This is a genomic window from Aquabacterium sp. (assembly GCF_030652515.1).
Lineage (GTDB): Bacteria > Pseudomonadota > Gammaproteobacteria > Burkholderiales > Burkholderiaceae_C > Aquabacterium.
Genome location: NZ_JAUSAR010000009.1, coordinates 1 through 26,332, shown reverse-complemented (window position 1 = coordinate 26,332; position 26,332 = coordinate 1). Strand labels below are relative to the sequence as shown.

The window sequence follows — 26,332 nt, the reverse complement described above, 5'->3', positions numbered from 1 at the left end:
CCGTTGGCGCCATGGTCTTGCCTGCGCCCGCCGTTGCGGCTTCGTCACCGCCCGCCATCAGCAGCGGCAGGCGGCCCACCCATTCTTCATCCAGAGCACGTCCCATGGCCATTCATGTTGTTCGTTTTTCCCACAGCCACCGCATCCAGTGGGGCATGGTGTTTCAAAACCAGATCACGCCACTGCCCGGTGAATACGCCACCACGGCGGACTTCATCCGAAGCAATCCAGTCGAAGGCTTGAGGGAGTTCGCGAAGTCGAGCGCGGCCAGTAAAACCTTGCTGGCCTTGGCCGATGTCCAGATTCTGTCGCCCGTGACCACCAACCAGCAGTTCATTTGCCAGGGCGCCAACTACCGCCAGCACATGATCGAATCGGGCATGGACCCCGATGCCAAGTCCTACAACATGATCTTCACCAAGGCCACGAGTTGCATCGTGCCTGCCGACAGTGATTTGGTCAAACCGGCGCAGGTGCGCTTTCTGGACTATGAGATCGAGTTGGGCTTGATCCTCAAACGTGATGTGCTCGCCAAGACCGTGGTCACAGACGCCAATTTGCATGAGTTCGTGGCCGGTGCCGTCATCGTCAACGATTACTCGGCGCGCGACATCCAGATCCCGCAGACGCAGTTCTACAAGGGCAAAAGCTTCCGCACCTTTGGCCCGGTCGGCCCCTTCTTGTGTCTGATGACCCCGGCCGAGATGAAGCACCTGAAGAATCTGCAGTTGACGCTGACGGTCAATGGACAGACGCGGCAAAAGGACTCGACGGCCAACCTGGTGTTTGGCCCGGCTGAAACACTCACCGAGCTGTCCGGCGTGCAAGACCTGTTCGTGGGTGATCTCTTGTCCACCGGCACCCCGGCGGGTTGTGCGCTGTCTGTTCCATCGCCCTTCAAACAACGTGTGGGTGCTTTGCTGCCTGAGAAAACCAAGTGGGCCATCTTCAACAAGGTGCAAGAGGGCCGTGACCAGTACCTCAAGGCCGGCGACATCGTCGAAGCGCGGATTCAAAGCCCCGATGGCGTCATCGACCTCGGGGTGCAACGCAACAAAGTGGTCAACGGCCGCTGAATCGTCAAAGCAGCATGAAAGACTTCCAAAACAAGGTGATCTGGATCACCGGGGCCTCATCCGGCATTGGCGAAGCCATGGCCTACGAGTTGGCACGGCGCGGCGCCTTGCTCATCCTCTCTGCACGGCGAACCGATGTGCTTGAGGCCGTGAAAGCCCGTTGTGAACGACCTGACCGGCACCTGGTTCTGCCGATGGACATGACCGATCAAAGTCGCTTTCGTGAGCAAACCGCCGTGGTGCTGTCCACCTACGGTCACATCGACATGTTGGTCAACAACGCTGGCGTGAGTCAGCGTGCTTTGGTGAAGGACACCTCGGTGGAGGTTGACCGGCAGATCATGGAGCTGGATTTTTTCGGGCCGATCGCGCTGACCAAGATGGTGTTGCCCCACATGCTGGCCAGAGGCTCTGGGCACCTGGTCGCCGTGTCTTCGGTGGTCGGCCTGGTGGCCACGCCTTACCGATCGGCCTACGCCTCGGCCAAGCACGCGATCATCGGATTTCACGATGCCTTGCGAGCCGAGGTGCATGCGGCGGGCTTGAAGGTGTCGGTGCTGTGCCCAGGCTTTGTGCGCACCAATGTGAGCCTGTCGGCCCTGACCTCGGATGGCACGCCCCATGGCCGGATTGACGCGCAGCAAGACAAGGCCATGAGTGCGGAGGCCTTTGCACGCAAAGCGGCTGATCGGCTGGCTCGCGGCCAGGGTCGCATCGTGATCGCTGGCAAGGAAAAGTTGGCGGTCTACCTCGGTCGGCTGTCGCCTGCCTTGCTGGAGCGGCTGGTCCGCAAAGTGAGCGTGGTCTGAGCATGGCTGGCACATCAACAAGTGCTGACAAAGGCACCGCCGTTGTCACGGGTGGCTCGTCGGGCATCGGGCGGGCCTTTGTGGCATCGCTGCACCGCAGCGGCTGGCGGGTGGTGACGTGTGGCCGAGATGCGGACAAGCTCGATCAATTGGCCCAAGCGTTTCCGGGCATCCACACCTACCTGTGCGATGTGAGCGACAAAGCCTCGGTGGTGGCCTTCGTGGCTTTGGTATCCGCCGCCTTCCTTGACATCAAGCTGTTGGTCAACAACGCGGGCGGATTGCGCGAACTCGACTTCACGCAGCCCGATTTGTTGCAGCAGGATCTGACACAAGAGATCCGTGCCAACCTGGAGGGCAGCATCCACATGACCGCGGGGTTCTTGCCCTCGCTGCGCGCATCCACCCCGTCTCGCATCATCATGGTGAGTTCGGGCTTTGGCTTGTTGCCCGCCACGCGGGCGCCGATTTATTCGGCCTCCAAGGCGGGCTTGCGAAGTTTCACCAAGGCGCTTCGTCGCCAACTGGACGGGCAGGGCATCACCATCACCGACGTGGCCCCGCCTTCGGTGGACACGCCCGCCACGGCACACTACCAAGCCAACAAGATCTCTCCCGAGCAAGTCGTCGCGTTGACCTTGGCCGCTGCCTGGCGGGGCCAAGCAGAGGTCTACCCGGGCATGGCGCGTTGGCTGCCCTTGATGATGCGGCTGGCGCCTGGCCTGATCGCGCGCATCGTGGCCAAAGGCTGAGTCAGCCTGTGCAGAGATGAACGGCTGGAGGTGGCTAGCCTGAGTTCGCACCGAATGTCAGGTAGCTCATCCACTCGCAAAATGACCTCAAAAGCTTCGGTAGCAGCCCTCCTCAAATTACATTCAACCAAACGAGTTCGACATGGCTACTTCACTTGTTCGCTACGCACATCCTGCTCAAGCAGGGCAGGCCCATTGGGGCGTGCTGTTCGACCGGCGCATCGCCCCTTTGCCCGGCACCTACGCAACGACAGCAGACCTCATCCGGGACGGGCAAGCCGAGGCAAGAGCCATGACGTCTGCACAGGCTGCCGTGTCCTTGGGTGACGTCACCGTCCTGTCGCCCATCACGGTGAACCAGCAGTTCCTATGCCAGGGTGCCAATTACGGGAGCCATGTGCGCGAGTCCGGCAAGGATCCGTCCGACATGCCCTTCAACACCTTCTTCACCAAAGCGTCGTCATCGCTGACAGGGCCTTATGACGACGTGATTCGGCCTGCGCACGTCAAACTGTTGGACTATGAAATCGAGCTCGGCCTGGTGCTAGGGCGTGACCTGACCGCAGGCGTGCAAGTCAAGCCAGATCGACTGCATGAAGTGCTGGCGGGCATCACCATTGTCAACGATGTGTCTGCACGCGACGTGCAGTTGCCCCAAGGCCAGTTCTACAAGGGCAAGAGTTACCGGACGTTCGGGCCGGCCGGGCCAGTGCTGCTCTTGCTGGAGCCTGCTGAGTGGCAACGTTGGCCTGAGTTGCACATGCAGTTGAGTGTCAATGGCCAGGTTCGGCAGGACGACTACTGCCGCGACATGCTGTACAAGCCCCACCAGACCGTGAGTGAGTTCTCGGCGCTGCAGAATCTCCATGCAGGGGACCTGGTTGCGACAGGCACGCCTGCCGGTTGCGCAGCCAAGGCACGCGGCAAGTTGTCCATGTTTGTGGCCAACCGCATTTTGTCTGAGCCGACCAAGTGGAAGATGTTCATCAAGGGTGGCGTGCGCAACCCGCTGTTCCTGCAGCCCAGCGATGTGATGACCCTGAGCATCCGTACCGATGACGGCGCCCTGGACCTGGGACAGCAACGCAGTGTGGTGGTGCAAGGATGAGCACCGCACAACAATGGCTTTGCCTTGCACCAGGCAAGCCTGCAAATTTTTGGGCAATGACCTGGCCGGGGTTGTTCAGTCTGTTGGCGGGGGCATTGCCTGGAAGCCCCCAGCGCGGAAGAGGCCACATTGCTCAAACAAGCCATGAGCTTGTATGCCGACCCGTTCAGGATTTTTTTCCTTCGCTGCGCGCATCCACCCCTTCTCACATCGTCATGGTGAGCTCGGGCTTTGGCTTGTTGCCTGCCACGCGCGCACCGATTTATTCGGCGTCCAAGGCGGGTTTGCGAAGTTTCACCAAGGCGCTTCGTCGCCAACTGGAAGGGCAGGGCATCACCATCACCGACTGAGTCAGGCTGTGGGGGGATGAACGGTGAGAAGTGGCTACCCTAAAATCGCCACATGTCAGGTAGCCCCACCACTCGAAAACCAAACTCAAAAGCCTCGGCGGCAGAGCCAGCAACGTCGTCGTTGTTCAAGCGTGAATATGGCCAAGGCCGACGCAAACTTCTGGAGGCGGTGACTCGCCTGGCCGCCAGAGAAGGGCACACGCGCTTCAGCTTGCGCGAGCTGGCCAAAGAGGCGGGCCTGGGCCACAACTCGCTTTACCGGCATTTCAACAGTGTGGACGACATGATCCCCGAGCTGATGGAAGACTTCAGCCAGGAGCTGCGGGAAGGCTTGAGGCAGGCTCGCAAGGCGGTTCCCCCCGGGCAAACGCCCGCACTGACGGTCGTGTCGTGGCTGCTGGACTTTGCACTGTTGCACCGCGACGTCTTCATTCTGTCGATGCGCCAGCGGGTGGGCCCGCCGAGCGCCGCCAGAACAGCTTTGGAAGGCAATTTGAAGGCGATTCGCCAGGACATGCTCTCAGAGCTTGGCGCGCTGGGCCACTTGCCGACCAAGCTGCACCCCAGGATGGACTGGGCCTTGGAGATGGTGATTGACCAGAGCTTTCGTCTGTGCATCGAATACATCGAGCATCCCGACCAGCGGGAGGACATCCTGGTGCGTGCCCAGTTGTCCTTCGCCTGGGTCATCGGTGGGGCGCTCGCACCAGGCGCTCAGTCCAGATAGTCTGCCAGCGCGCGGCCCATCACCACGTTCTCTTCAATGTGAGCGCCAACGGTGTCGAAGTCCCCACTGATGCGCACGATGACGGTGTTCTGCTTGGGCAGCACATGGATCGCCTGGCCAAAGACGCCCAACGCGGAGAAGTCCTCGCGGTCGCCTGCCAGGGGCCACCAGTGATAGCCGAAACCATAGAGGCCCAACTTGTTGCCGTTGACAGGCACGTTGCGCCAGTTGGTGGGATCCCCTGCAAAGGTGGTGGATCGGCGAACCCAGTCGCTTGAAACGATCTGCCGACCATGCAGGCGGCCCTCTTGCGCGTAGAGAAGGCCGAACATCGCATAGCTGCGCGTTGTCGCGTACAGGCAGCAGAAGGTGAATGCATCGCCGCTGCGGTCAACGAGCACCTTGGCGCTGTCAGACGTTCTCATGGGCTTCCATAGCTTGAGCGCCAGGTAGCGTTGATAGGGCATCCCGACAGCCTTCTCCAGCGCCATTGAAATGGCTTGTGAGTTGATGCTGGCGTATTGGTACTTGCTGCCTGGTGCAAAGGCAGGCGCCACCAGGGCGTCCGTCGTCTTCTCTCTCAGGCTGTAGCCCGAGCTTCCGAGCGTGTAGTAGTCCGCGATGGTGTCCATGAAGAGCTTGAATCGATCGGCCTCTTCGTTGTAGGCCACGCCCGAGGACATCTGCAGGGCCTGCTTGAAGGTGACGCCCGCAAAGCCATTGACGGCCAGCGCTGGTTCGTACGCGTCCATCCTGTCGTTCACCGAGCGGATGGCGCCTTCGCCGATGGCGATGCCCACCACGGCCGACAGCACCTGCTTGGCCATGGACCACGACTGGTGGAGCGAGTTTTTGGTGTACGGGAACTTGTTGTACTCGTACACGATCTTGCCGTCTTTGATCACCAGCATGGCACGCACCTTGGCATCGCTCTGGTACTGCGACAGGCTCTTGCTCACGCCTTCGTAGGTGTAGCGCAGGGCAGAGATCGGTGCCTTGGGCGAGGCGGTGGGCAAGCTCGCCGGAAACGTGGCCATGTCCACGGTCTCGCGGGGCAACACCAGCTCTGGCAGGAACAAGGCGGGTGGCAGGCTTTGAGCTTGTGCCTGACAGGCGGCGATCACGCCGAGCAACAGTATCTTCTTCATTTCATGCCTCCTTTGGGTTGATCACTTGGTGCCCAGGCGTTTGGCCAGATTGGGCAATTGGGCCAATGCATTGCCGCGGTCGACCAACTGTCGCTCCGTGGCATTGAAGGTGTCGTTCAGCTCCGAGTTCGGATCGCCTGGCAGCTTGAGCGCGTAAGTCAGCTGGGAGTACGGGTAATCGGTGCCCAGCAGCACATGGCTGACTTCGGTGATCTGCCTGACCGCTGCCATGGCAGGCGGCGCCGCCGACAAGGCGGTGTCGAAGAACAGCTTGGCGTAGGAGCTCTTGCGGGGATTGAGGTTGAGCGCCAGGAGGGCGCTGCGGTAGGAGAGGAAAGGAATGGTGCCTCCGGCGTGGGCCAGCAGCCAGCGGATGTTGGGGTAGCGCCAGAAGATGCCCTTGTAGAGCATGTTGGTGACGGCCCGCGTCGTCTCGAAAGGGAACTCCAGCACGAAGTTCGGGATGGAAAGGTCCGGCCCCGCCGGTGGTGCCACCGGGTGGATGAACACCAGCGCGCCCAGCTTATCGAGCGTCCGCATCAACGGGTCCAGGCGGGGATCGCCCAGGTAGATGCCCTTGTAGTTCGAGTACAGCCCGACGCCATCCAGCCCCAGCACGTTCAATGCGCGCAGGGCCTCCTGGGCAGACTGCTCGACTTCTTGAGGATCATCGGCCCGCCCCAGAGGCAGCGAAGCGAAGCCGCCAAATCGCCGATGGAGACTCGAATAGGCGGAGGCGCCCATCAATGATTGCCGGATGTAGTCGTTGATCTGGCGCGCCATCAGGTCACGCGATTCAGCATCCGGCAAGAAGCCCAAGCCAGGCTCCGACAGGGAAACGACCTGAGTCTGGATGCCGAACTTGTCCATGAAACGCACCGCGGCCTCTGGCGTCCAGGCCGGGGGTGGCAGGCCTCCGTCGTTTGGCACGTTGTAGGCCTTCAGGGCCTCGCGGTAGAAATCGGGGATCAGGTGGGCGTGGACGTCGATTCGGGAGGGGGCCACGCCAGCCTGGGCAGTCAGAGGCGCGAGCCCCCCGAGCACGGCAGCCGCGCCCATGGTGAACGTGGACGTCAGGACGCGACGGCGCGCCATCACGGCATGGTTTGTGTTGGGCATGGGCCCCCCTTTTGACAAGATGGGAACAAGTGTACGCATCTTGATTTTGGGACGTGAAGGGTGTTTTCCCTTGCCAAGGGTCAGCGTTGTTCCACCATGTCCGCCACGGCCTCGAACACCAGCGCGCGCGCCTGGTCCTTGTCGAACGACACGCCCATGCGCAGCACCACCAGATTCTGGCTGGGCACGATCACGAGGAACTGGCCCATGTGTCCGGCGAACCAGACCAGGTCGGCGGGCAGTCGGGCACGGACGGCATCGGGGATCGCCGTGGCGGGCTGGCGCCAGATGAAGCCGCCGTACTCGGTGCTGGCCGGTGAGGGGCCCACCAGGAACTTCATCACCTCAGGCGCGATCAAGGTCTGGCCCTGCCACTGGCCGTCTTGCGCCACCAACTGCCCCAGCCTCAACCAGTCCACGGGGCGCAACACGCCACGTGCGCCCCCCACTGGTGTGCCGCTGGCGTCGGGCTCGATCACGCCCTGGCGGATGCCCAGTGGCGCGAACAAGCGCTGCTGGTAGTAGTCGTACAGCGCCTGGTGGCTGCCGCCCAGCACCTGCTTCATGGCATAGGTGGCCACGGTGGCAAAGCCCGTGGAGTAGTTGAAGACGGTGCCTGGGGTGGCCGTCAGGGGCCGGTCAGCGGCCCACGCGCCTTGGTTGGGCTGAGAGAACAGCATTTCGGTGGCATCGCTGGCGCCGTCATAGCCTTCGCTCCAGGCCATGCCCGGGGCCATGTTGAGCAACTGCTTCCAGGTGATGGCCGCCTTGGCGCTGCCAGCCCACTGGGGCAGGCCCACGGGGGCGTCCAAATCCAGGCGGCCATCGGTGGCCATCACCCCCGCCATCAGACCTGTGAGCGACTTGGTCATGGACCAGCCCAGTTGGGGCTGATCACGCCGGTAGTCGCGCGCATAACGTTCGTACACCAGGTGGCCATCGCGCGCCACGAGGAAGGCCAGGGCGTTCTGCTTCTGGTTGAGCTTGGTGGTGGTCTCGGTGAAGATGCGCTCGCCATGGGTGGCCAGCAAGGCAGCCTGCGCTGGGGTGAGCCGCGCTGCTTCGGTGGGGCCTTCGCCGGCAGGCCATGACTGCACGGAGGGCAGCGGCAGGGCCACCGGTTTGAAAGCCTGGGCGCGCACGCCCGCTTCGGTGGCACCCGGTGGCACGAGCGTGCAGCCCAGGCCTTTGCGGTAAACGGCGGTGCGCTTGTGGGTGATGAAGGGGATGAAGCTGCTCACGTCCACCTTGCTGCCAGGGCTGTACTTGATGGTCCACACGATGGGCAAGGGTTGGACCTTGGGCGCGGTGTAGAGCCAGCGCACGCGCAGGTAGTCATCACCGCTTTGCTGGGTGCGTGTGCACAACTCCCAAGCGGCGTAACCGGTGCCTGCAGGGATGTCGGCGATGAGATCGGCCCGGGCGGCCTGGGTGCTCAGCAAACTCAGGCAGGCCAGCGATGCCGCCCTCCAGGTGGTGTGGCGGATCATGGGGTGGTCTCCTGTCGGGGTTGTTGAATCAGTTGGGCGTAGTGTTTGATGGCTTGGGTGGTGCCGACCTTGTCGCCCGTGGTCAACAGGTCAAGCAGCAAGCCGCGCACGATGGCCAGTTCAAGCCGGGCGCGAGTGCGAGCCTTGGCCTTGCTCAGACCGTGCTGGGTTTGCAGGGACTGGGCCACGCGGCCAATCCAGCCGTCCACCGCATGCGCCAGAAAATCGCCAAAGCGTTGCCGATCACGCAGGGCCTTGACGTAGATCTCGAGCATCAGCTGGAACACGGGCAGGTAGCTGGGCGAGGTGAAGTGCTGCCAGACCTCTTCGATGGGCGGAACCGTGAAGACCTGGCCTTGGGCCATGCCAGCCCGTCGGTGTTGATCCGTGTTGCGCAGGTGCTCGACCACGGCCTCCCAGAAGCCGTCCACATCGCCAAAGTAGTAGCTGAGCATGCGGTGGCTGGTGCCCAGGCTGGTGGCCATGCTGCGCAGTGATTGGTCGCTGTAGCCATGGGCCAAGACATGCGCGATCGCCTGATCCAGCAAGGTGGTGGCTTGATCGGAGGTGGCGCGTGGGTGGGTGGGGGCTTTCGGCATGGACAAAATGTACCAAGTGGTACATGCTTGGGCAGCCGTGCTTTCCCCAGGGCCTGTCAGGCCTGTGCGAATGGATTGGCGGGTAGCTCGATGTGTGGAAGCGGGCGGCGCGCGATGTCTTGCGCTTCTGCTGTGCTCAAGCCCAGCACGGTCAGCAAGATGGCCGCGATGCGTTCGGACAAGGTGGCTTCATCGCCAAAGATATCTGGCGTGGCTTCGGCGCCCTTGCGGCCTGGGTCTGACACCGCCGCCAAGGCACCCAGGATGGTGCTGCCCACCGCGATGTAGACAGAAGGCAGGTCTGCCACGGTGAATCGACCTGAAGACACGCCTTTGCCGATGTCTTGCAGCAGGTACTTGCCCAGGCCGGTGGTCATGCTGTCGCGGCTGAAGCTGGTTTGAAAAACAAACCGCCCCCACAGCGGGTCAGCGCGCCCGCGCAGCACTGTGTAGCGGGCGGACGCGGCGATTTTTTCAGCCGGATCGCTCAGTTGCTCGCCCAGTTTGTCCAGCGCCACCGCGAAGTGCCCGATGACCTCTTCGATGAGGGCGGCGTGGATCACGTCCTTTGAAGCGAAGTGGTTGTAGAACGAGCCGAACCCGACATCCGCCTGCTCGGTGATCTCGTTGATCGTGACCCCGGCCACCCCCCGATCGGCCATCAAGTGCAAGGCGGCACCCAGCAAACGGGCCCGTGTGTCGCGCTTGCGCCTGGCGCCGCGGGGTGCTTTCTCGGTGGTCGGCATGGGGACATCTGCGGCTTTCATGAGCATGAGCCTACCACCCAGCCTGAGCGCGCTCGTGCTGCAGGGTATACCCCAGGATGCACGTTAATGATCGATAAATCATAATTGATGAATTAATCAGTTAAAAGAGGTGCCCATGAGTTTTCCCGCCCACCCCGTCCGCAGGTTGACCGACGAAGAGCTTGAACGCTATGAAGAAGACGGCGTCCTCATGGTGCGCCAGGCCATTGACCCCAACTGGGTTGCCATGGTCGAAGAGGGCCTCGAAGAAGCGTTGCGCGACCAGTCCATGGTTGGCAAGTTCATGTCGAGGAAGGTTGAGGGCTACAAGATGGACATCTTCTTGTGGAAGCGCATCGATGTCCTGCGCGACCTGGTCTACTACGGCCCGTTTGCGCGTTGGGCACAAGATCTGATGAAGTCGAAAGAAGTGCGCTTCTTCTATGACCAGATGTTCGTCAAGGAGCCCGGGACGGACGCCCCCACACCCTGGCACCAGGATTTGAGTTTCTGGCCCATCCGTGGCGAGCAGGTCACCTCGTTCTGGATTCCACTGGACCCGGTCAACAAGGACAACAGCGGGCTGCTGTATGTCAAGGGTTCGCACAAATGGCCGCAGCGCTTCAAGGCCTTGTCGCCGGACTATGTGGCCGCCATCATCGACGAGTCGATGGACGACATCCCGGACATCAACGCCAACCTGGACAAGTACGAGCTGCTGCACTGGGACATGGAGCCGGGCGACATCCTGATGTTCCACCCGCTGACCTTGCATGGCTCCTACGGCAACAGCTCGCGCACGCGGCGGCGGCGTGCCTTGGCATTGAGGTGGACGGGCGACGATGTCACCTACCAGCCGAGTGCCAAACGCATGCCGATCCACTACCGGCACGAGTCCAAGGAAGGTGGCCCGCTCAAGGGTGCGGCCTTTCCCATCATCTTGCCGCGCCACGATGCGGCTGAGCGCAATGCCCGTGTGCAGCCTGAAACCCCCATCACCCACAAGTTGCTGACGTCTGCCGTTCAGAACGCGGTGTCGGCGGCCAAGCTGCAGCTCAATGGCAGCAAGGCCGCCATTCCCCGTCAGACCTGGTCCAACCCGACCGACATCAAGCCTTCCGAAGACCAACGCAGCTGAGCCCGCATGAAACCATTGCACATCATGGGCGCGACCGTGCTCGCCGCCCTTGCTTACCTTTCGCTTTGGCCTGTGGAGATCACCCCCCGGGCCTGGACACCACCGCCGCTCGCCCAGCAAGCCGCGCCGAACCAAGCCCTCAAAGGCATCAAGCGGATAGGCTTGAATTGGGGGGTAGGGCCGGAGGGCATCTCATTCGACGAGGCCGGGCGGATATACGCCGGCTATGCCGACGGGCGCGTCGTTCGCTTGGCCGCTGATGGCCTGACGCATGAAGAGCTCGCCAACACCGGCGGGCGGCCATGGGGGACCTTTGCCTTGGCCGATGGCAGCGCAGTGTTGGTGGCCGATGCCGTCAAAGGCTTGCTGCGCGTCACGCAGGGCAAGGTGGAGGTGCTGGCCACCCAGGCTGACGGGGTCCCGTTCAGGCTGACCGACGACGTGGTGCAGGCCAAGTCGGGCATGGTTTACTTTTCCGATGCCTCATCCAAGTATGGCTTGAACAAGATGATGGCGGACGTGTTTGAGCATGGCAACCATGGCCGGTTGATCAGTTACGACCCGCAAACCAAACAGGCGAAGACCTTGGTGGCCGGCCTGCATGTGGCCAATGGGGTGACTTTGGGGCCTGACGAGGCGTATCTGCTGATCTCCGAGACGCTTCAGTATCGTGTGATGCGCTATTGGCTCAAGGGGCCGAAGGCGGGGCACTATGAGCCGTTCCTGGAGAACCTGCCCGGGTTTCCCGACAACATCAGCTACAACGGCCGCGAGGGGTTCTGGCTGGCGCTTTTCGCGCCTCGCGATGCACTGCTCGATCGAATGCTGCCTTACCCCTGGCTGCTGAAGGCGGTGTACCGCATTCCAGAGAGCATGCGGCCCAAAGCCGCCAAGCACGCTCGCGTGCTGAAGCTGGATGTTCATGGCCAGGTGGTGGCGGACCTGCAAGATGCCACCCAGGGCGCGTATGCGCCGATCACCAGCGTGCGCGAGCGGGGGGGCGCACTTTACTTTGGCAGCATCGAATATCCCGCCATCGGCCGACTGCCGCTTCCCTGACCACGCCTGTTTGTGGTTCGTTAAATGAAAAACAACCGGGAAAGTCCGCACCGACAAAGCCAATGATTGGCCGGTTCGGCCCATGCGGCCATGGCAACGGGGACCTAGCATCCGGGCAGCTCCAATCTGCCCGTGAACGCAAGGTCCACCATGAACATCACTCGCCGATTTCTTTGTACCCTGATGCTGTCGGCCTGTGCGCTGATGACGGCCCAGGCCCAGGCCGCCGGGTACGAGCGTGGCCCGGACCCTACCGCAGCCCTGCTGAATGCCACAGGTCCCTATGCGGTGAGCGCCTTCAAGATTTCGAGGGCCGATGCCAAGAGCCACAACTACGGTGGCGCCACGGTTTACTACCCGCAGGCACCAGGCCAGACCTTCGGTGTGGTGGCCATGATGCCCGGCTTCCTGGCCTTCCAGGCGGTCTATGAAACGCTGGTGAAGAAGGTGGCGTCTCACGGCTTTGTGGTGATCAACCTGGACAGCGTGGCCAGCGCTGACACGCCCGACATCCGCGCCCTTGCCGTGGCCGGTGGCTTGCAGCATGTGGTCGATCTGGCCAAGGCAGGGCAGGTGCCGTATGCGGCGGTGACCGATGTGACCCGCCGCGCGGTGATGGGCAACTCCATGGGGGGCGGTGCAGTGCTGAGCGCTGCCGTGGCCGACAAGACGCTCAAGGCCGTGGTGGCGCTTCAACCCTGGCACACCACCAAAAGCTTTGCAGGCAATGCGATTCCGACGCTGATCGTGGCGTGTGAGAAAGACAACATCGCGACGAACAAGACGCACTCGGACCTGTTCTTTGCCAGCTTGAACCCTTTGCTGCCGCGCGCCGAAATCGAAATCAAAGGCGCGGGCCACCTGTGCTCCACCTTCCTTGGCAGCAAGGCGCACTTGACAACCTCAGGCAAGGCCTCGGTGGCCTGGCTCAAGCGCTTTCTGGACGAAGACATGCGTTACGACGCCATGGTCAAGGGTGGCATCGACGAAGGTGAATTCAGCCGCTTCTTGGTTCAAGGCTTCTGAGCCAGCCCCCTGTTCAGTGGGTGTGTTTCCCCTTGTCTCAACGGGAAAACGCCAAGAGATTGATCTGACCCCGCCCCTTCCAATCAAATCAAACCCCGTTAAAGGAACAACATGAATCGAACCGTGAAACGCCTGACCACCCTGGCCAGCCTTGCCTGCCTGAGCGCCTTGTCCATGACCAACCTGGCCCAGGCTCAACAGCTGTATCCCACGGTTGATGCCAAACTCAAACCCACCACCGATGCCTTCTACACCTCGCCGACCAGCGATGCGCTGGCCGCCGAAGCCCCTGGCAACGTGCTGCGCTATCGCGCGCTGCCCGCCGCTTCGTTGGGCACCAGCCTCAAGGAAGGCTGGCAGGTGATGTACCGCTCGACCAACACCAAGAACCAGCCCGTGGCCATGGTGACCACCGTCTTGATCCCCAAGGCTGCACCGGCCACCGGTCGCAAGCTGCTGTCCTACCAATCCTTCTATGACAGCCTCACGCTGGATTGTTCACCTTCGGGTCAAGCCACGTCCAACACACTGCTGGAGAAAACCTTCTTCCAGTCGGCGCTGAACAAAGGCTACGTCGTGACCATGGCCGACTACGAAGGCCTTGAGTCGCAGTGGATCGTGGCCAAGAACAGTGGCCAGGGTGTGCTTGATGGCATCCGTGCCACGCAAAGGTTCAGCAAGGCCGGCTTGAATGCGCTGACGCCTGTGGGCATGCTGGGCTACTCTGGCGGTGGCTTTGCCACGGCCTGGGCCGCTGAGCTGGCGGGCGTTTATGCACCCGAATTGAAGATCATTGGCGCAGCCCAAGGCGGCTTGCCCGTCAACCCGATCAACGTGGCCAAGAAGGTCGATGGCACGTTCTGGGCTGGTGCTTACCTGGGTGCGGTCGTGGGCTTGTCGCGCGGCTACCCTGAGATCAAGGTCGAGGACTACGCCACCCCGGCGGGCGTTGAGGCCATCAAGGACATCGGCACACGTTGCCTGACCGGTTCGCCCAATCTGCTGACGGCCTACGCCTACAAGAAGGGCTCTGACCTGTTGAAGGATCCCAACTTCCTGAACCTGCCCCTGATGCAGGCCGTCAACGCCGAGAACACCATGGGCCAGTACACGCCCAAGATCCCGCTTCACATCTTTCAAAGTGTTGGTGATCAGCTGATGCCCATTGCCGATGTGGACAAGCTGGCGGCGTACTACTGCGCCAACAAGGCTACGTTGGAGTACAAGCCAGTCAAGGGCACCGACCACGTGTTGGGCGCCCTGGGCCTGAGTGGCGGCATGACTTACCTGCTCAACCGTTTCGACGGCAAGGTGGCGCCGAACAACTGCAAGTAAGGTGCAAGGAAAGATCTGTCAAACTTCCTGAAATCAAGGTTTCAGGAGGGCGGTCATGCACCGTGGCAGTTGCCTCTGCGGGGGCGTCACTTTCACCATCTCCGGCGACTTGCCGCCCATCCAGGTCTGCCACTGCGGCCAATGCCGCCGTGCGCAGGGCACGCCTTTCGTCACCAACATCCCGTTGGACGAATCGCAAGTGGATTGGCTCTCGGGCGTCAACCTGATCCAGCGTTACGAGTCGTCGCCTGGCAAGTACCGCTGCTTCTGCAAGACCTGTGGCTCGCCGCTGTTCAGCCAGCGCACCTCGCTGCCCGGGGTGCTGCGGCTGAGGGTGGGCACGCTGCAGGGGCATGTCAAAAGCAAAATCGGCATCCACATCTACGACGCCTCCAGGGCCAACTGGTGGACGGCGCAAGACGATGCCCATGCGCCCAGGTATGAGGAAAATGGCCCGGCCGCATGAAGCACGCAGAAGAAGCGGATGAAAAACCCTTTGCCAACGTTCATCGCTTGGCCAACCAGTTCTCGAAGGTGGTGGCGCCCAGAGTCGGCTTGTCACCGGGCGTGAGCGATCCGTCGTCAAGCTGCAAGCCAAAATAGGGCGCTTTCGCATCCGCCACCACGGTGCGTGGGTCACCCATGGCCGTCAGGTAGCGTTGAACCAGGCCAGACAGCCCCACCCGCTCCGGCCCCGCGATCTCGACCATGCCGTTGACCGGTGTGCCCAGCGCTGCATCGGCCATGGCGGCAGCGACATCGTCTGACGCAATCGGTTGAACCATGGCAGGCGACAAGCGCACCGTCTGCCCTTCGGTGCCTGCCTGCGCGATGGCGCCGAGGAACTCCATGAACTGCGTGGCGCGCACGATGGTGTACGGGATGGGCGAGGCCTTGATGAGCTTTTCCTGCGCGAGCTTGGCGCGGAAGTAGCCACTGTCCTGCAGGCGCTCTGTGCCCACCACCGACAGGGCCACATGGTGCTGCACGCCCGCCACCGCTTCGGCCGCCATCAGGTTGTGCCCCGAGGTTTCAAAAAATTCGAGCACGGCCTTGTCCTCGAACGAAGGCGAGTTGGCCACATCAACCACCACTTGCGCACCCTTGAGCGCTTCAGCCAGGCCTTCGCCCGTGAGTGTGTTGACGCCGGTGTTGGGCGAGGCGGCCACGGCTTCGTGACCGCGCGCGGTGAGTTGTGCGACGAGCTTGGTTCCGATGAGGCCGGTGCCCCCGATCACGACGATCTTCATTTCATGCCTTTGGATGATGTGCTGTTGACGGCTCAATCCTAGGCGTGAAAGAATCTGGCTGAAATGACAAATATCCCTGAAATTCTGCCAAAGCGACAACGTGCCAGACGCGTGCTGTTCCTCGCATTCCCCCATGTGGGTTTGCTTGACCTCACGGGGGCGCAGACGGTGTTCTGGGCCGCGACCAAGGCGATGGAGGCGCGGGGGCTCAAAGGCTACGAACGCTTGACGGCCAGCCTGGATGGCGGCCTGGTGCGCAGCGCGGAAGGGCTGGAGCTGCAGACCATGCGGCTCAGCGACTGCCCCCTCTCGTCCATTGATACCCTGGTGGTGCCCGGCTCGCCGCACATGGATTTGGTGCTCGACAACTCGGTGGCGCTCGTCAAATGGCTGCGGCGTGCATCGGGCCGTGCCCGTCGCACGGCCTCGGTGTGCAGCGGCGCCTTCTTGCTGGCCGCGACTGGGTTGCTCGACCACAAGCGTGCCACCACGCATTGGCTCATGTTCGACATGATGAGCGAGCGTTTTCCATCGGTGCAGATTGATCGTGACGCGATCTTTGTGCAGCAGGGCCCGGTCTGGACCTCGGCCGGCGTCACGGCAGGCATCGATCTGGCCCTGGCGCTGGTTGAGGCTGATTGTGGGCACGATGTGGCGATGGAGGTGGCGCGTGAACTCGTCGTGTACCTCAAGCGCCCCGGAGGGCAGTCGCAATTCAGTGCTCTGCTGCGCTCACAAAGCGATGCGACCGCTGCCTTCGATGAACTCAATCTCTGGATCGCCGGGCATCTTCACCAGGCCGATCTCACGGTCGAATTCCTGGCCGATAAGGCGAGCATGAGCCCACGCAACTTCGCCCGCCTCTACAAGCAGAAGACGGGGCGCACGCCGGCCAAGGCCGTCGAAGTGTTCCGACTGGAAGCGGCCCGACGATTGCTCGAAGATTCGACATCGAACATCGACCAGATCGCGACGATGTGCGGCTTTGGCGACGAAGAACGCATGCGGGTGACGTTTCAGCGCAATCTGGGTGTGGCGCCACGGGACTATCGCGAGCGATTCGCCAATCGCGGGCTCCACGAGCTGCGCGGACAGTGCCCTACAGCCTTGCCAACTGCCGTGCCATCCGGTTGTGCCGCTCTACCAGAACACCCTGATCCACGTTGACCAACTGCCCATGGTCAGCCACCACGCGCCCGTTGACGATGGTCCACGCCGTGGTCTGGCCATGGCACATCAGCAGCGAAGCCACCGGGTCGTGCACGGCGCTGCCCGCCATGGCCAGAGTGCGCAGGTCAAAAATGGCCAGGTCGGCCGCGTAGCCCGGTGCGATCTGGCCGATGGCATCAAAGCGGCCTAGCACCTGGGCCCCGCCGCGCGTGGCCAGGCGCAGGGCATCGCGCGCGCTCATGCTGGCGGGGCCGTGGTCGCACCCAAAGGGCTCCAGGCTGCGGCCCACACGCGCCAGCAGCATGGCTTGCCGCGCTTCGGCCATCAGGTGGCCAGCGTCGTTGCTGGCCGAGCCGTCCACACCCAGGCCCACCTTCACGCCCGCGTCCAGCATGCGGCGCACAGGCGCGATGCCTGAGGCCAGGCGCATGTTGCTGCAGGGGCAGTGCGCCACGCCCGTGCCCGTGGCGGCGAAGCGGGTGATGCCGTGGTCATCGAGCTTGACGCAGTGCGCATGCCACACGTCATCACCCAGCCAACCGAGTGACTCGGCGTACTGCGTGGGCGTGAGCTTGAAGCGCTCCAGGCTGTAGGCCACGTCGTGGTCGTTCTCGGCCAGGTGGGTGTGCAGGCGCACGTCCTGTTTGAAGCTGCGCGCCAGCAAGGCCGATTCGCGCATCAGATCGGGGCTGACCGAGAACGGTGAACACGGCGCCAAGGCCACACGCACCATGGCGTGGCGGCGGGTGTCGTGAAACGTTTCGACCAGGCGGCGCGAGTCGCGCAGGATGTTGTCCTCGCGCTCGACCAGGTGGTCGGGCGGCAAGCCACCTGCGCTTTCACCCACGCTCATGCTGCCCCGGCTGGCCTGGAAGCGCATGCCGATCTCTTGCGCAGCAAAGATGCTGTCGTCCAGCCTGACGCCGTTAGGGTAGATGTAGAGGTGATCGCTGCTGGTGGTGCAGCCGCTGTGCAGCAGTTCGGCCATGGCCACTTGCGTGGACACATGCACCATGTCGGGCGTGAGACCTGCCCAGATGGGGTAGAGCGTGCGCAGCCAGCCAAAAAGCTCGGCGTTCTGCGCCGCAGGGATGGCCCGCGTCAGGCTTTGGACCATGTGGTGGTGCGTGTTCACCAGGCCGGGGATGACGACGTGGCCGCGTGCATCGATGGTTTGCGTGGCCTGGGCCAGAAGCTCGGCAGGCAGGTCTGCCGTGGGGCCAGCGGCCACGATCTCGCTGCCTTGGATCAGGACACTGGCCTGGCGCCATTCGGTGCCAGCGTCGTCCATGGTGGCAATGCACTCGGCGTCCTTGATGAGCAGCACGGCGTCAGTCCTGGTGGGGTGGGGCGGTGTTTTGCAGCAGCTGCGCGAGCACGGCGATGGCGATGACGGCGGGCTCTTTGCCGCTCACGCCGCTCAAGCCGATGGGGCAGGTCAGGCGGTCCAGCGTTTCAGGGGTGATGCCTTGCTCGGTCAGGCGGTGCCGGAACTTGGCGCGCTTGGTTTGCGAGCCGATCAGCCCGGCGAAGCGGAAGTCACCGCGGCGCAGCACGGCATCAATGATGCGCAGGTCCAGGTCGTGGCGGTGGGTCAGCACCAAGTGGCAGGCATTGGTTGGCGAATCACGCACTTCATGCTCGGCGGCGTCGGTGTCCAGCCATTGGATGTGCGGTGGCAGGCTGGCCAGCATCTCAAGGCTGGGCAGGCCGGGTTGCTTGGTGTTGGGCAGGCGGGCATCTTCAGCGCGCTCGTCGATCCAGCGCACGGTGCAGTCCAGGTCCACCAGCAGGCGCACGATGGCCTGGCCCACATGGCCAGCGCCGTGAAGCTCCAGGTGGAAGCGGGGTGGTGGCAAGGCCCAGTCGGCCAGGGTAGCGTCGTTCAATGGTGCAAAACGCAAGGTGACCACGCCACCACAGCATTGGCCCAGCGTGGGGCCCAGTGGAAACGTGCGTGTCCATGGGGCCGTGGGCTGGGCGTTCTCTTGCAAGGCATGGCGGGCCAGGTCAATGGCCTGCCATTCGAGGTGGCCCCCGCCGATGGTGCCGTCCACCTCGGTGGTGGACACCAGCATGCGCGTGCCAGTGCCGCGCGGGGTCGAGCCTTTGATCTCGTCCACCGAGATGACCAGCGCATGGCGGTGGGCCGCCCACCATTGTTCGGCGGTGCGTCGCAGGGCCCGGGCACTCAGGCTACTCATGGGGATCAGGCCCGCGCAGCCTTGACGGCATCGACCGCGTCGAGGATGGCCTCGGGCGTGGCGGGCGCGCGCAGAGGTGGATCGATGCCGTGGTGACCCACGCTGGACACCGCATCGCGGATCGCAAAAAACACCGAAAAGGGCAGCAGCAAGGGCGGCTCGCCCACGGCTTTGGACCGGTGGATGGTGTCTTCCACGTTGACGTTGTCGAACAGCTTGACGCGGAAGTCTGCCGGGCAGTCGCTGGCGGTGGGGATCTTGTAGGTGGAGGGCGCGTGCGTCATCAGGCGGCCGGTTTGCGGGTGCCAGTACAGCTCTTCGCTGGTCAACCAGCCCATGCCCTGGATGAAGCCGCCTTCGATCTGGCCGATGTCCACGGCCGGGTTGATGGACTGGCCCACGTCGTGCAGCACGTCGGCGCGCAGCAGCTTCCACTCGCCTGTCAGCGTGTCCACCAGCACTTCGCTCACGGCCGCGCCATAAGCGAAGTAGAAGAAGGGCCGACCTTGCATGGTGGTGCGGTCCCAGTGCAGCTTGGGCGTGGTGTAAAAACCGTCGGACCACAGTTGTATGCGGGCAAAGTAGGCTTCGCTGATCACTTGCTCGAAAGGCAACTTCTTGTCGCCGATTTCCACCTGATCGTCCACGAAGCGCACGGCATCCGGGGGCACCTCTTCGCGGTCGGCCAGGAACTTCGTCAGCCGTTCGATGATTTGCCGCGCCGCATCGGCGGCGGCCTTGCCGTTCAAGTCGGACCCCGTGGACGCGGCCGTGGCTGAGGTGTTGACCACCTTGTTCGTGTCGGTGGCAGTGACGCGCACGCGGCCCATGCTGACGCCCAAGGTGTGGGCCACCATTTGTGCCACTTTGGTGTTCAGGCCTTGCCCCATCTCTGTGCCGCCGTGGTTCACCAACACGCTGCCGTCGGTGTAGATGTGCACCAGAGCACCGGCCTGGTTCAGGTGCACCACGTTGAAGGAAATGCCGAACTTGAGCGGTGTCAGGGCCAGGCCTTTCTTCAACACCGGGCTGCTGGCGTTGAAGCTTTCAATCGACTGGCGGCGCGCTCGGTAATCGCTGCTGGCCACCAACTCATCAATCAAAGGGCGCAGCACATTGTCTTCAATCGTCTGGCCATAGGGCGTGACGTTGTTCTCTTGCAGGCCATACAGATTGACCATGCGCACGTCCAGCGCATCAAGCTTGAGTTTGCGGGCGATGCTGTCCAGCGCCACCTCTACCGCCAGCGCGCCCTGCGGCCCACCAAAGCCACGGAAGGCGGTGTTGCTTTGCGTGTTGGTGCGCGCGCAGTAGCCGTGCATGTCCACGTTGGGCAGCCAGTAGGCGTTGTCGAAGTGGCACAGGGCACGCGTCATCACGGGGGGCGACAGGTCGGCCGACCAGCCAGCGCGCGAGACCATGTCCACCTGCGCGGCCAGGATGCGGCCCTGGTCATCGTGGCCGATCTCGTAGTCGTGGATGAAGCAGTGGCGCCGGCCCGTGATCATGAAATCATCGTCGCGGTCCACGCGCAGCTTGACCGGCCGCTTGAGCTTTTGGGCAGCGATGGCCGCGATGCACGCGAACACGGCCGATTGCGATTCCTTGCCGCCAAAGCCGCCCCCCATGCGCCGGCATTCAACCTGGATGTGGTGCGAGTGCAGGCCCAGTGCGTGCGCGATGTGGTGCTGCATCTCGCTGGGGTGCTGGGTGGAGCAGTGAACCAGCATGCCCTGATTTTCGCGCGGGATGGCGTAGGAGATCTGGCCTTCCAGGTAGAACTGTTCCTGCCCGCCCAGGTAGAAGCGATCCTTCAAACGGTGTTGCGCCTGGGCCATCGTGCCGGCCGCATCGCCGCGCTTGAGGTGCATGGGCGGCACCACGTAAGACTCGGCAGCGTGGGCCGCTTCGATGGTCAGCAGCGAAGGCAGGGCTTCGACCTGGATGACGTCTTTGGCACGGGCCGCAGCACGGCGGGCCGATTCACGGTCAGTGGCGATGACGGCGAACACCGGGTGGCCCAGGAAGTGCACCTCCCCATCGGCGAGGATGGGCTCGTCGTGGATGATGGCGCCGCAATCGTTCTTGCCGGGCACATCCTGGGCGGTCAGCACCGCGACCACGCCGGGCATGGCCTTGATGGTGTCAACATCCACACCGATCAAACGGCCATGCGCCAGGGGCGACAGGCCCAGGGCGCAGTGGAGGGTGCCAGCCAACTCGGGCAAATCGTCGATGTAAGGCGCAGCGCCCGCCACGTGCAGGTGGGCAGATTCATGCGGCAGGGATTGGCCCGCCGCCGTGGCGGTCTTCATCATCAGGCGGTCCATACCTGCACCTTTTCAGCGGCGAGCGCGTGCTCCGTGCGGGTTTCAAGCCAGAAACGTTCCAGCAGGTTGGCGGCCACGCGCGAGCGGTAGCTGTCGCTGGCGCGCAGGTCGGTCATGGGCTTGAAGTCTTGGGCCAGCGCGGCCTGGGCTCGTCGCAAGGTGGCCTCGGTCCAGGGTTGGCCAACCAGCGCGGCTTCGGCCTGGGCAGCACGTTTGGCCGTGGCCGCCATGCCTCCCCAAGCCAGACGGGCTTCGGCGATCAAGTCACCGTCCAGGCGCAGCATCAGGCCGACGCACACGGCCGATATGTCGCTGTCGCGGCGCTTGGAAATCTTGTAGCCGCGCACGATGTCATCCAGCTTGGGCAAGGGGATGTGCATGGATTGCAGGAACTCGCCGGGCTCCAGCGCGTTCTTCATGTAGTCCAGGTAGAAGCTGGACAAGGGCAGGGTGCGTTGCCAGTCGCCCTTGCGCAGGGTGACCTCAGCGTTCAGGGCCAGGAGCATGGGCGCGCTGTCGCCGATGGGCGAGCCATTGGCGATGTTGCCGCCCAGGGTGCCCGCGTGGCGCACCGGCGGCGAGGCGAATCGCAGCCAGATCTCGCGCAGCGCAGGCACATGCTGCACGATGGCGGCCCAGGCGTCTTCCAGCGAGGCGGCGGCGCCAATGGTCAGGCCGGTGCTGGTGGCTGTGATCGACTTCAACTCCTTGACGCGGCCCAGGTAGAGGATGTCGCCCAAAGGTTTCATCTGCTTGGTGACCCACAGGCCCACATCAGTGCTGCCAGCCAGCAGGCGCGCTTGCGGCATCTGCTGGCGCCAGTGTGCCAGCTCGCTCAAGGTGGCGGGGGCGACGAAGCGGGCGCGCTTGGCCGGATCGGTGGCTTCGGGTGCTTCGTGCACGAAGGTTTCGTCGGATGGGGCCAGAGCCTTCAAGGCGGCCAGGGCTGGGGCAGGGTCGAAGACCACGCGGGGCGCCTCGAACATCTTCTGTCCTGCATCCAGGATGGGGCGGTAGCCGGTGCAGCGGCACAGGTTGCCCGACAGCGCGTCGGCCAGGTCTTGCCTTGGCAATGCCTGCACCCGGTCTTCATAAACTTGCCACAAGGACATCACGAAGCCCGGCGTGCAGAAGCCGCATTGCGAGCCGTGGCAATCGACCATGGCCTGCTGGCAAGGGTGCAGCGCGCCCCCGTTCATGCCCTGCAGGTCTTCGACCGTGAACAGGGCTCGGCCATCGAGCGTGGGCAAAAACTGGATGCACGAGTTGACCGTGGTCTTGGTGAGGGCCTGACCGGATTCGTCCACCTCGCCAACAACCACGGTGCAAGCGCCGCAATCACCTTCGGCGCAGCCTTCCTTGGTGCCCGTGCAATGCGCCTGTTCACGCAGCCATTGCAGCACGGTGGTGGTGGGCGGCAGGCCCTCCACGGTGTGAATCTGGCCTTGGTGAAAAAAGCGAATCGGACGGGGTGTCGGGTCGCTCATGGTCAGACTCCTGGAACAGCGAAAGCATTGAATGGCACACCCCACTGAATGGGGATCCCGCATCAGAGGGTACTGCGATTGGGGTTTGCCGCTATACCATCATCGTAATAATAACTATCTGCTGTTGCACATGAGCAAGGACGCTGTTTTCGACAAGATCGACCTTTCCCTCATCCGGGTCTTACACACCGTGATCACCGAGTGCAGCGTCTCCAAGGCGGCCCTTCGCCTTCAATCCAGCCAGCCCGCCGTCAGCACCCAGCTGAAGCGGCTGCGCGAGATCACGGGCGACCCGCTTTTGGTGCGCTGCGGCCAAGCCATGGCGCCCACCGATGTGGCCTTGAGCCTGCTGGAACCCGCTTCGGCCATCCTGCAGCACGCGCAGAGCATGTTTGGCCACAAGAACTCGGTGCGCGACTTCGACCCGGCCAGCACCACACTCACTTTCCGCATCGCCGCCACCGATTACCTCGATCCATTCTTCCTGCCCGAACTCACCCTGAGGCTACGCCGACTGGCGCCCAACATCAAGGTCGAAGTGGTGCAGTTGACGGCCGAACTCGACCACCGGCGCAGCCTGGCGCGTGGAGAGGTTGACCTGGTCATCGGCAATTGGCTGGAGCCCTCTGACGAACTGCACCTGGGTCGCCTGCTGACCGACGAGGTGGTCTGCCTGGTGTCTGAAGACCACCCCGCCGCGCGCCTGCCCAAGGAGGGCAAGCGCGCCTGGTCCATCGAGCAGTACCTGGCGGCCGAGCACGTGTCGCCACCGGCGCTGCATCCTGGCGCCGTGGGCGTGATCGACGAGCGCTTGGCCATGCAGGGCTTGCGCCGGAACATCGTGGTGCGCAATCCGCACTTTGCCCAGCTGCCCTACATGGTGGCAGGCTCCTTGCTGGTGTTGACCACGGGGCGCCGCTTCTGTGAGCGTTACGCGCAACAGTTGCGCGTCAAGATCATCCGATGCCCCGTGCCGTTCCCCGCCATGAACTACTATCAGCTGTGGCACGATCTCACGCACCATTCAGCGGCCAGCCGCTGGTTGCGAGAGCAAGTGCGCGACGTTGTGCGTGGTCTGCACCAGGTTCGTCCTCCTTTGCGCGCCGAGACCTTGCCCGTGCTGGGTTCTTCGGCCAAACAGTGAGCTTTCATGCCTGATCCCCGATTGAATCCTGCCAATGGCCCAGCGGCCCACACCCGACGGGTGCTGCGCGGCGATCTGCTGGATTTCACCGCCGACCCAGGCTTTGCACTGCCCGCCGAAGCGCCAGGTGTGCGCTGGCGCCCTGACCACGTCCTGCTGATCGAAGGCGAGCGCATCGCGGCCATCCAGCCCGCCAGCGAGCCGATGCCGCAGGACTGGGCCGATGTGCCGGTGACCGACCACCGTGGGCAGTTGATCCTGCCGGGCTTCATCGACACCCACGTGCATTGCCCACAGCTGGACGTCATCGCCAGCTATGGCGCCGAGCTGCTCGATTGGCTCAACACCTACACCTTCCCGGCCGAGCGTCGCTACGTGGACCCGTTGGTGGCCCGTGAAGGCGCCGAGCGCTTTCTGCACGCCCTGTGGGCCCACGGCACGACCAGCGCGGTGGTGTTCCCCACAGTGCACAAAGTCAGCGCCGAAGCCTTGTTCGACATGGCCAGCGCGCACCACATGCGCTTGATCACCGGCAAGGTCTTGATGGACCGCCACGCGCCTGAGGGCCTGCTGGACGACGTGGACCAGGCCGAGAAAGATTGCGTCGACCTGATCGACCGCTTCCATGGCAAGGATCGGCAGGCCTTTGCCGTGACCGTGCGCTTCGCGCCCACCAGCACCCCCGAGCAACTGACCATGGCTGGCCGCCTGTGCCTGGCCTACGCGGGCACCTACATGCAAACCCACGTGGCCGAGAACCGCGACGAGGTGCGCTGGGTGACCGAGCTGTTCCCCACCGCGCGCAGCTACCTGGACGTGTACGACCGCGACGGCCTGATCGGCCCTCGCGCGGTGCTGGCCCACGGCATCTGGCTGGACGCCAACGACCGGGCGGTCTTGAAGGCGCATGGAGCTCAGATCGCGCACAGCCCGTCGTCCAACCTTTTTCTGGGCAGCGGCCTGTTCAACTGGTCGGAGGCCGAACGTGAAGGCGTGAACGTGAGCCTGGCCAGCGACGTGGGCGGCGGCACCAGCCTGTCCATGCTGCGCAACATTGCCGATGCCTACAAGATCCAGGCGCTGCAGGGCGTGCGCCTGTCGGCCTGGAAAGCCCTTTACACCTGCACCTTGGGTGCCGCCAGCCACCTGGGCTTGGCCGATGAAATAGGACGCCTGGAGCCTGGCTGCATGGCCGACGTGGTGGTGTGGAACGTGGCGCAGGGGCCAGTGGCCGAGCACCGGGATCAGGTGGCGCAGCAGAGGCTGGCCCGCGTTTTGCACGAGCATTTGCACGAGCGCATCTTTGCCTGGGTGACCATGGGCGATGAACGCAATTTGGTGAGCACCTATGTGGCTGGCCAATGCGTGCATCAGACCCCGTCGGTTGTTCAGGCCGCAGTCCAATAACGCGCCCAGGCGCTTTTTATGTCCTACCGCCTAGAACTCAAGAACATCACCAAGCAGTACCCTGCGGTGCGGGCCAATGACGATGTCAGCCTGCACGTCCTGCCAGGCGAAATCCACGCCGTGCTGGGCGAAAACGGCGCTGGCAAATCCACCTTGATGAAGATCATCTTTGGCGCGGTCAAACCCGATGCCGGCGAGATCTACTTCAACGATGCCTTGGTGCAGGTGCGTTCGCCGCAAGAGGCCCGCGCGCTGGGCATCAGCATGGTGTTTCAGCACTTCTCCTTGTTTGACACGCTCACCGCCGCCGAAAACGTGTGGCTGGGCCTGGACAAGAAATGGACGCTGCCTGAGGTGATCGAGCGCATCCAGGCCGTCTCAAGCGACTACGGCTTGGAGGTTGATCCCTGGCGCCCTGTGCACACCTTGAGTGTGGGCGAGCGCCAGCGGGTCGAGATCGTGCGCGCCTTGCTGACCAACCCGCAATTGCTGATCCTGGACGAACCGACCTCGGTGCTGACGCCGCAAGCCGTTGAAAAGCTCTTCGTGACCTTGCGCCAACTGGCCGAGCGAGGCTGCTCCATCCTCTACATCAGCCACAAGCTGGACGAGATCCGCGCGCTGTGCCACCGGTGCACCGTGCTGCGCGGCGGCAAGGTCACGGGCGAGGTCGATCCACGCCAAGAGACCAATGCCAGCCTGTCGCGCCTGATGATCGGCTCCGAGCCGCCACAGCTCAAGCGCGTGGCCCCGGTGCTGGGCGCCACGGCCTTGGTGGTCAAGAACCTGAACCTGGCCAAGCAAGATCCGTTTGGCGTGAACCTGCAAGACATCTGTCTGCAAGTGCAGGCTGGCGAG

At 63.3% G+C, this 26,332-nt stretch carries 25 protein-coding genes; 15 read left to right on the top strand and 10 right to left on the bottom strand.

Going from position 1 to position 26,332, the window contains the following annotated elements; translation table 11 throughout:
• The first annotated feature begins 104 nt into the window (after positions 1-104).
• The 6 genes from Q7V20_RS00930 (at position 105) to Q7V20_RS00905 (ending at position 4,822) form a co-directional block, all read left to right on the top strand.
• Positions 105-1,076: a fumarylacetoacetate hydrolase family protein gene (locus Q7V20_RS00930; protein WP_304786252.1), complete on the top strand. Its 972-nt coding sequence runs from the start codon at positions 105-107 to the stop codon at positions 1,074-1,076.
• Between the two features lie 14 nt (positions 1,077-1,090).
• Positions 1,091-1,885: an SDR family oxidoreductase gene (locus Q7V20_RS00925; protein WP_304786209.1), complete on the top strand. Its 795-nt coding sequence runs from the start codon at positions 1,091-1,093 to the stop codon at positions 1,883-1,885.
• Positions 1,886-1,887: 2 nt separating this feature from the next.
• The gene (locus tag Q7V20_RS00920; RefSeq protein WP_304786208.1) at positions 1,888-2,637 is read left to right on the top strand and encodes an SDR family oxidoreductase; all 750 of its coding nucleotides are present in this window, start codon (positions 1,888-1,890) and stop codon (positions 2,635-2,637) included.
• Between the two features lie 142 nt (positions 2,638-2,779).
• The gene (locus tag Q7V20_RS00915; RefSeq protein ID WP_304786206.1) at positions 2,780-3,745 is read left to right on the top strand and encodes a fumarylacetoacetate hydrolase family protein; all 966 of its coding nucleotides are present in this window, start codon (positions 2,780-2,782) and stop codon (positions 3,743-3,745) included.
• Positions 3,742-4,095 (top strand): SDR family NAD(P)-dependent oxidoreductase, encoded by a 354-nt coding sequence (locus Q7V20_RS00910; RefSeq protein ID WP_304786204.1) that lies wholly within the window; start codon positions 3,742-3,744, stop codon positions 4,093-4,095. The genes Q7V20_RS00915 and Q7V20_RS00910 overlap by 4 nt, the downstream gene beginning before the upstream one ends.
• A 121-nt stretch (positions 4,096-4,216) precedes the next feature.
• Positions 4,217-4,822: a TetR family transcriptional regulator gene (locus Q7V20_RS00905; protein WP_304786202.1), complete on the top strand. Its 606-nt coding sequence runs from the start codon at positions 4,217-4,219 to the stop codon at positions 4,820-4,822.
• Here the strand turns inward: Q7V20_RS00905 and Q7V20_RS00900 are convergent.
• The 5 genes from Q7V20_RS00900 to Q7V20_RS00880 form a co-directional block, all read right to left on the bottom strand.
• Complete coding sequence (locus Q7V20_RS00900) at positions 4,810-5,970, bottom strand: serine hydrolase (protein ID WP_304786201.1); 1,161 nt, start codon at positions 5,968-5,970, stop codon at positions 4,810-4,812. The genes Q7V20_RS00905 and Q7V20_RS00900 overlap by 13 nt on opposite strands.
• 21 nt (positions 5,971-5,991) lie before the next feature.
• Positions 5,992-7,089: an amidohydrolase family protein gene (locus Q7V20_RS00895; RefSeq protein ID WP_304786199.1), complete on the bottom strand. Its 1,098-nt coding sequence runs from the start codon at positions 7,087-7,089 to the stop codon at positions 5,992-5,994.
• Positions 7,090-7,169: 80 nt separating this feature from the next.
• The gene (locus Q7V20_RS00890) at positions 7,170-8,579 is read right to left on the bottom strand and encodes a serine hydrolase (RefSeq protein ID WP_304786197.1); all 1,410 of its coding nucleotides are present in this window, start codon (positions 8,577-8,579) and stop codon (positions 7,170-7,172) included.
• Complete coding sequence (locus Q7V20_RS00885) at positions 8,576-9,178, bottom strand: TetR/AcrR family transcriptional regulator (protein ID WP_304786195.1); 603 nt, start codon at positions 9,176-9,178, stop codon at positions 8,576-8,578. Before Q7V20_RS00885 ends, Q7V20_RS00890 begins: the two co-directional genes overlap by 4 nt.
• Before the next feature lie 56 nt (positions 9,179-9,234).
• A complete protein-coding gene (locus tag Q7V20_RS00880) occupies positions 9,235-9,945 on the bottom strand; it encodes a TetR/AcrR family transcriptional regulator (RefSeq protein WP_304786193.1) in 711 nt (236 codons plus the stop codon).
• 115 nt (positions 9,946-10,060) lie between these two features.
• On the opposite strand from Q7V20_RS00880, the gene Q7V20_RS00875 reads away from it, so the two are divergent.
• The 5 genes from Q7V20_RS00875 to Q7V20_RS00855 all read left to right on the top strand — a co-directional run bounded on the left by Q7V20_RS00875 (position 10,061) and on the right by Q7V20_RS00855 (position 14,948).
• Entirely contained in the window at positions 10,061-11,062 is a 1,002-nt protein-coding gene (locus tag Q7V20_RS00875) for a phytanoyl-CoA dioxygenase family protein (protein ID WP_304786191.1), read from the top strand.
• A gap of 6 nt (positions 11,063-11,068) precedes the next feature.
• On the top strand, positions 11,069-12,121 hold the full coding sequence (locus Q7V20_RS00870) for an SMP-30/gluconolactonase/LRE family protein (RefSeq protein ID WP_304786189.1): 1,053 nt from the start codon (positions 11,069-11,071) through the stop codon (positions 12,119-12,121).
• A 150-nt stretch (positions 12,122-12,271) separates the two neighbouring features.
• Positions 12,272-13,147: a hypothetical protein gene (locus tag Q7V20_RS00865; protein ID WP_304786187.1), complete on the top strand. Its 876-nt coding sequence runs from the start codon at positions 12,272-12,274 to the stop codon at positions 13,145-13,147.
• 111 nt (positions 13,148-13,258) lie between these two features.
• Positions 13,259-14,482, top strand: a complete 1,224-nt coding sequence (locus Q7V20_RS00860) for a lipase family protein (RefSeq protein ID WP_304786185.1) — start codon at positions 13,259-13,261, stop codon at positions 14,480-14,482.
• Between the two features lie 55 nt (positions 14,483-14,537).
• Entirely contained in the window at positions 14,538-14,948 is a 411-nt protein-coding gene (locus tag Q7V20_RS00855) for a GFA family protein (protein ID WP_304786183.1), read from the top strand.
• 40 nt (positions 14,949-14,988) lie between these two features.
• Here Q7V20_RS00855 and Q7V20_RS00850 read toward each other — a convergent pair whose 3' ends face one another.
• On the bottom strand, positions 14,989-15,732 hold the full coding sequence (locus Q7V20_RS00850; RefSeq protein ID WP_304786181.1) for an SDR family oxidoreductase: 744 nt from the start codon (positions 15,730-15,732) through the stop codon (positions 14,989-14,991).
• Positions 15,733-15,795: 63 nt separating this feature from the next.
• Between Q7V20_RS00850 and Q7V20_RS00845 the strand changes: the two genes are divergently transcribed.
• Positions 15,796-16,899: a GlxA family transcriptional regulator gene (locus tag Q7V20_RS00845; protein WP_304786179.1), complete on the top strand. Its 1,104-nt coding sequence runs from the start codon at positions 15,796-15,798 to the stop codon at positions 16,897-16,899.
• Here the strand turns inward: Q7V20_RS00845 and Q7V20_RS00840 are convergent.
• The 4 genes from Q7V20_RS00840 to xdhA are packed head-to-tail and all read right to left on the bottom strand — an operon-like array spanning position 16,832 to position 22,923.
• Positions 16,832-18,193: an 8-oxoguanine deaminase gene (locus Q7V20_RS00840; protein ID WP_304786250.1), complete on the bottom strand. Its 1,362-nt coding sequence runs from the start codon at positions 18,191-18,193 to the stop codon at positions 16,832-16,834. The two genes, Q7V20_RS00845 and Q7V20_RS00840, sit on opposite strands and share 68 nt — an antisense overlap.
• A 40-nt stretch (positions 18,194-18,233) precedes the next feature.
• Positions 18,234-19,106, bottom strand: a complete 873-nt coding sequence (gene xdhC / locus Q7V20_RS00835; protein ID WP_304786178.1) for a xanthine dehydrogenase accessory protein XdhC — start codon at positions 19,104-19,106, stop codon at positions 18,234-18,236.
• Between the two features lie 5 nt (positions 19,107-19,111).
• Positions 19,112-21,424, bottom strand: a complete 2,313-nt coding sequence (gene xdhB / locus Q7V20_RS00830; protein WP_304786176.1) for a xanthine dehydrogenase molybdopterin binding subunit — start codon at positions 21,422-21,424, stop codon at positions 19,112-19,114.
• Positions 21,424-22,923 (bottom strand): xanthine dehydrogenase small subunit, encoded by a 1,500-nt coding sequence (xdhA, locus tag Q7V20_RS00825; protein ID WP_304786174.1) that lies wholly within the window; start codon positions 22,921-22,923, stop codon positions 21,424-21,426. Before xdhA ends, xdhB begins: the two co-directional genes overlap by 1 nt.
• Positions 22,924-23,053: 130 nt before the next feature.
• On the opposite strand from xdhA, the gene Q7V20_RS00820 reads away from it, so the two are divergent.
• The 3 genes from Q7V20_RS00820 to Q7V20_RS00810 all read left to right on the top strand — a co-directional run.
• Positions 23,054-24,067 carry a LysR family transcriptional regulator gene (locus Q7V20_RS00820; protein WP_304786172.1) on the top strand — a complete coding sequence of 338 codons (1,014 nt, stop codon included), beginning with the start codon at positions 23,054-23,056 and terminating at the stop codon, positions 24,065-24,067.
• Between the two features lie 6 nt (positions 24,068-24,073).
• Entirely contained in the window at positions 24,074-25,474 is a 1,401-nt protein-coding gene (gene guaD / locus Q7V20_RS00815; protein WP_304786170.1) for a guanine deaminase, read from the top strand.
• Between the two features lie 18 nt (positions 25,475-25,492).
• Positions 25,493-26,332: ATP-binding cassette domain-containing protein (locus Q7V20_RS00810; RefSeq protein ID WP_304786168.1), on the top strand; the 840-nt coding region annotated here is incomplete at its 3' end.

Coding starts and splice junctions, on each gene's coding strand:
- Q7V20_RS00880 (WP_304786193.1), bottom strand. CDS start 9,945: ATGAAAGCCGCAGATGTCCCCATGCCGACCACCGAGAAAGCACCCCGC.
- Q7V20_RS00855 (WP_304786183.1), top strand. CDS start 14,538: ATGCACCGTGGCAGTTGCCTCTGCGGGGGCGTCACTTTCACCATCTCC.
- guaD (WP_304786170.1), top strand. CDS start 24,074: ATGCCTGATCCCCGATTGAATCCTGCCAATGGCCCAGCGGCCCACACC.
- Q7V20_RS00850 (WP_304786181.1), bottom strand. CDS start 15,732: ATGAAGATCGTCGTGATCGGGGGCACCGGCCTCATCGGAACCAAGCTC.
- Q7V20_RS00840 (WP_304786250.1), bottom strand. CDS start 18,193: ATGGACGACGCTGGCACCGAATGGCGCCAGGCCAGTGTCCTGATCCAA.
- Q7V20_RS00885 (WP_304786195.1), bottom strand. CDS start 9,178: ATGCCGAAAGCCCCCACCCACCCACGCGCCACCTCCGATCAAGCCACC.
- Q7V20_RS00910 (WP_304786204.1), top strand. CDS start 3,742: ATGAGCACCGCACAACAATGGCTTTGCCTTGCACCAGGCAAGCCTGCA.
- Q7V20_RS00920 (WP_304786208.1), top strand. CDS start 1,888: ATGGCTGGCACATCAACAAGTGCTGACAAAGGCACCGCCGTTGTCACG.
- Q7V20_RS00890 (WP_304786197.1), bottom strand. CDS start 8,579: ATGATCCGCCACACCACCTGGAGGGCGGCATCGCTGGCCTGCCTGAGT.
- Q7V20_RS00820 (WP_304786172.1), top strand. CDS start 23,054: ATGAGCAAGGACGCTGTTTTCGACAAGATCGACCTTTCCCTCATCCGG.
- xdhA (WP_304786174.1), bottom strand. CDS start 22,923: ATGAGCGACCCGACACCCCGTCCGATTCGCTTTTTTCACCAAGGCCAG.
- Q7V20_RS00895 (WP_304786199.1), bottom strand. CDS start 7,089: ATGCCCAACACAAACCATGCCGTGATGGCGCGCCGTCGCGTCCTGACG.
- Q7V20_RS00860 (WP_304786185.1), top strand. CDS start 13,259: ATGAATCGAACCGTGAAACGCCTGACCACCCTGGCCAGCCTTGCCTGC.
- Q7V20_RS00870 (WP_304786189.1), top strand. CDS start 11,069: ATGAAACCATTGCACATCATGGGCGCGACCGTGCTCGCCGCCCTTGCT.
- Q7V20_RS00915 (WP_304786206.1), top strand. CDS start 2,780: ATGGCTACTTCACTTGTTCGCTACGCACATCCTGCTCAAGCAGGGCAG.
- Q7V20_RS00875 (WP_304786191.1), top strand. CDS start 10,061: ATGAGTTTTCCCGCCCACCCCGTCCGCAGGTTGACCGACGAAGAGCTT.
- Q7V20_RS00900 (WP_304786201.1), bottom strand. CDS start 5,970: ATGAAGAAGATACTGTTGCTCGGCGTGATCGCCGCCTGTCAGGCACAA.
- xdhC (WP_304786178.1), bottom strand. CDS start 19,106: ATGAGTAGCCTGAGTGCCCGGGCCCTGCGACGCACCGCCGAACAATGG.
- Q7V20_RS00865 (WP_304786187.1), top strand. CDS start 12,272: ATGAACATCACTCGCCGATTTCTTTGTACCCTGATGCTGTCGGCCTGT.
- Q7V20_RS00930 (WP_304786252.1), top strand. CDS start 105: ATGGCCATTCATGTTGTTCGTTTTTCCCACAGCCACCGCATCCAGTGG.
- Q7V20_RS00925 (WP_304786209.1), top strand. CDS start 1,091: ATGAAAGACTTCCAAAACAAGGTGATCTGGATCACCGGGGCCTCATCC.
- xdhB (WP_304786176.1), bottom strand. CDS start 21,424: ATGATGAAGACCGCCACGGCGGCGGGCCAATCCCTGCCGCATGAATCT.
- Q7V20_RS00845 (WP_304786179.1), top strand. CDS start 15,796: ATGACAAATATCCCTGAAATTCTGCCAAAGCGACAACGTGCCAGACGC.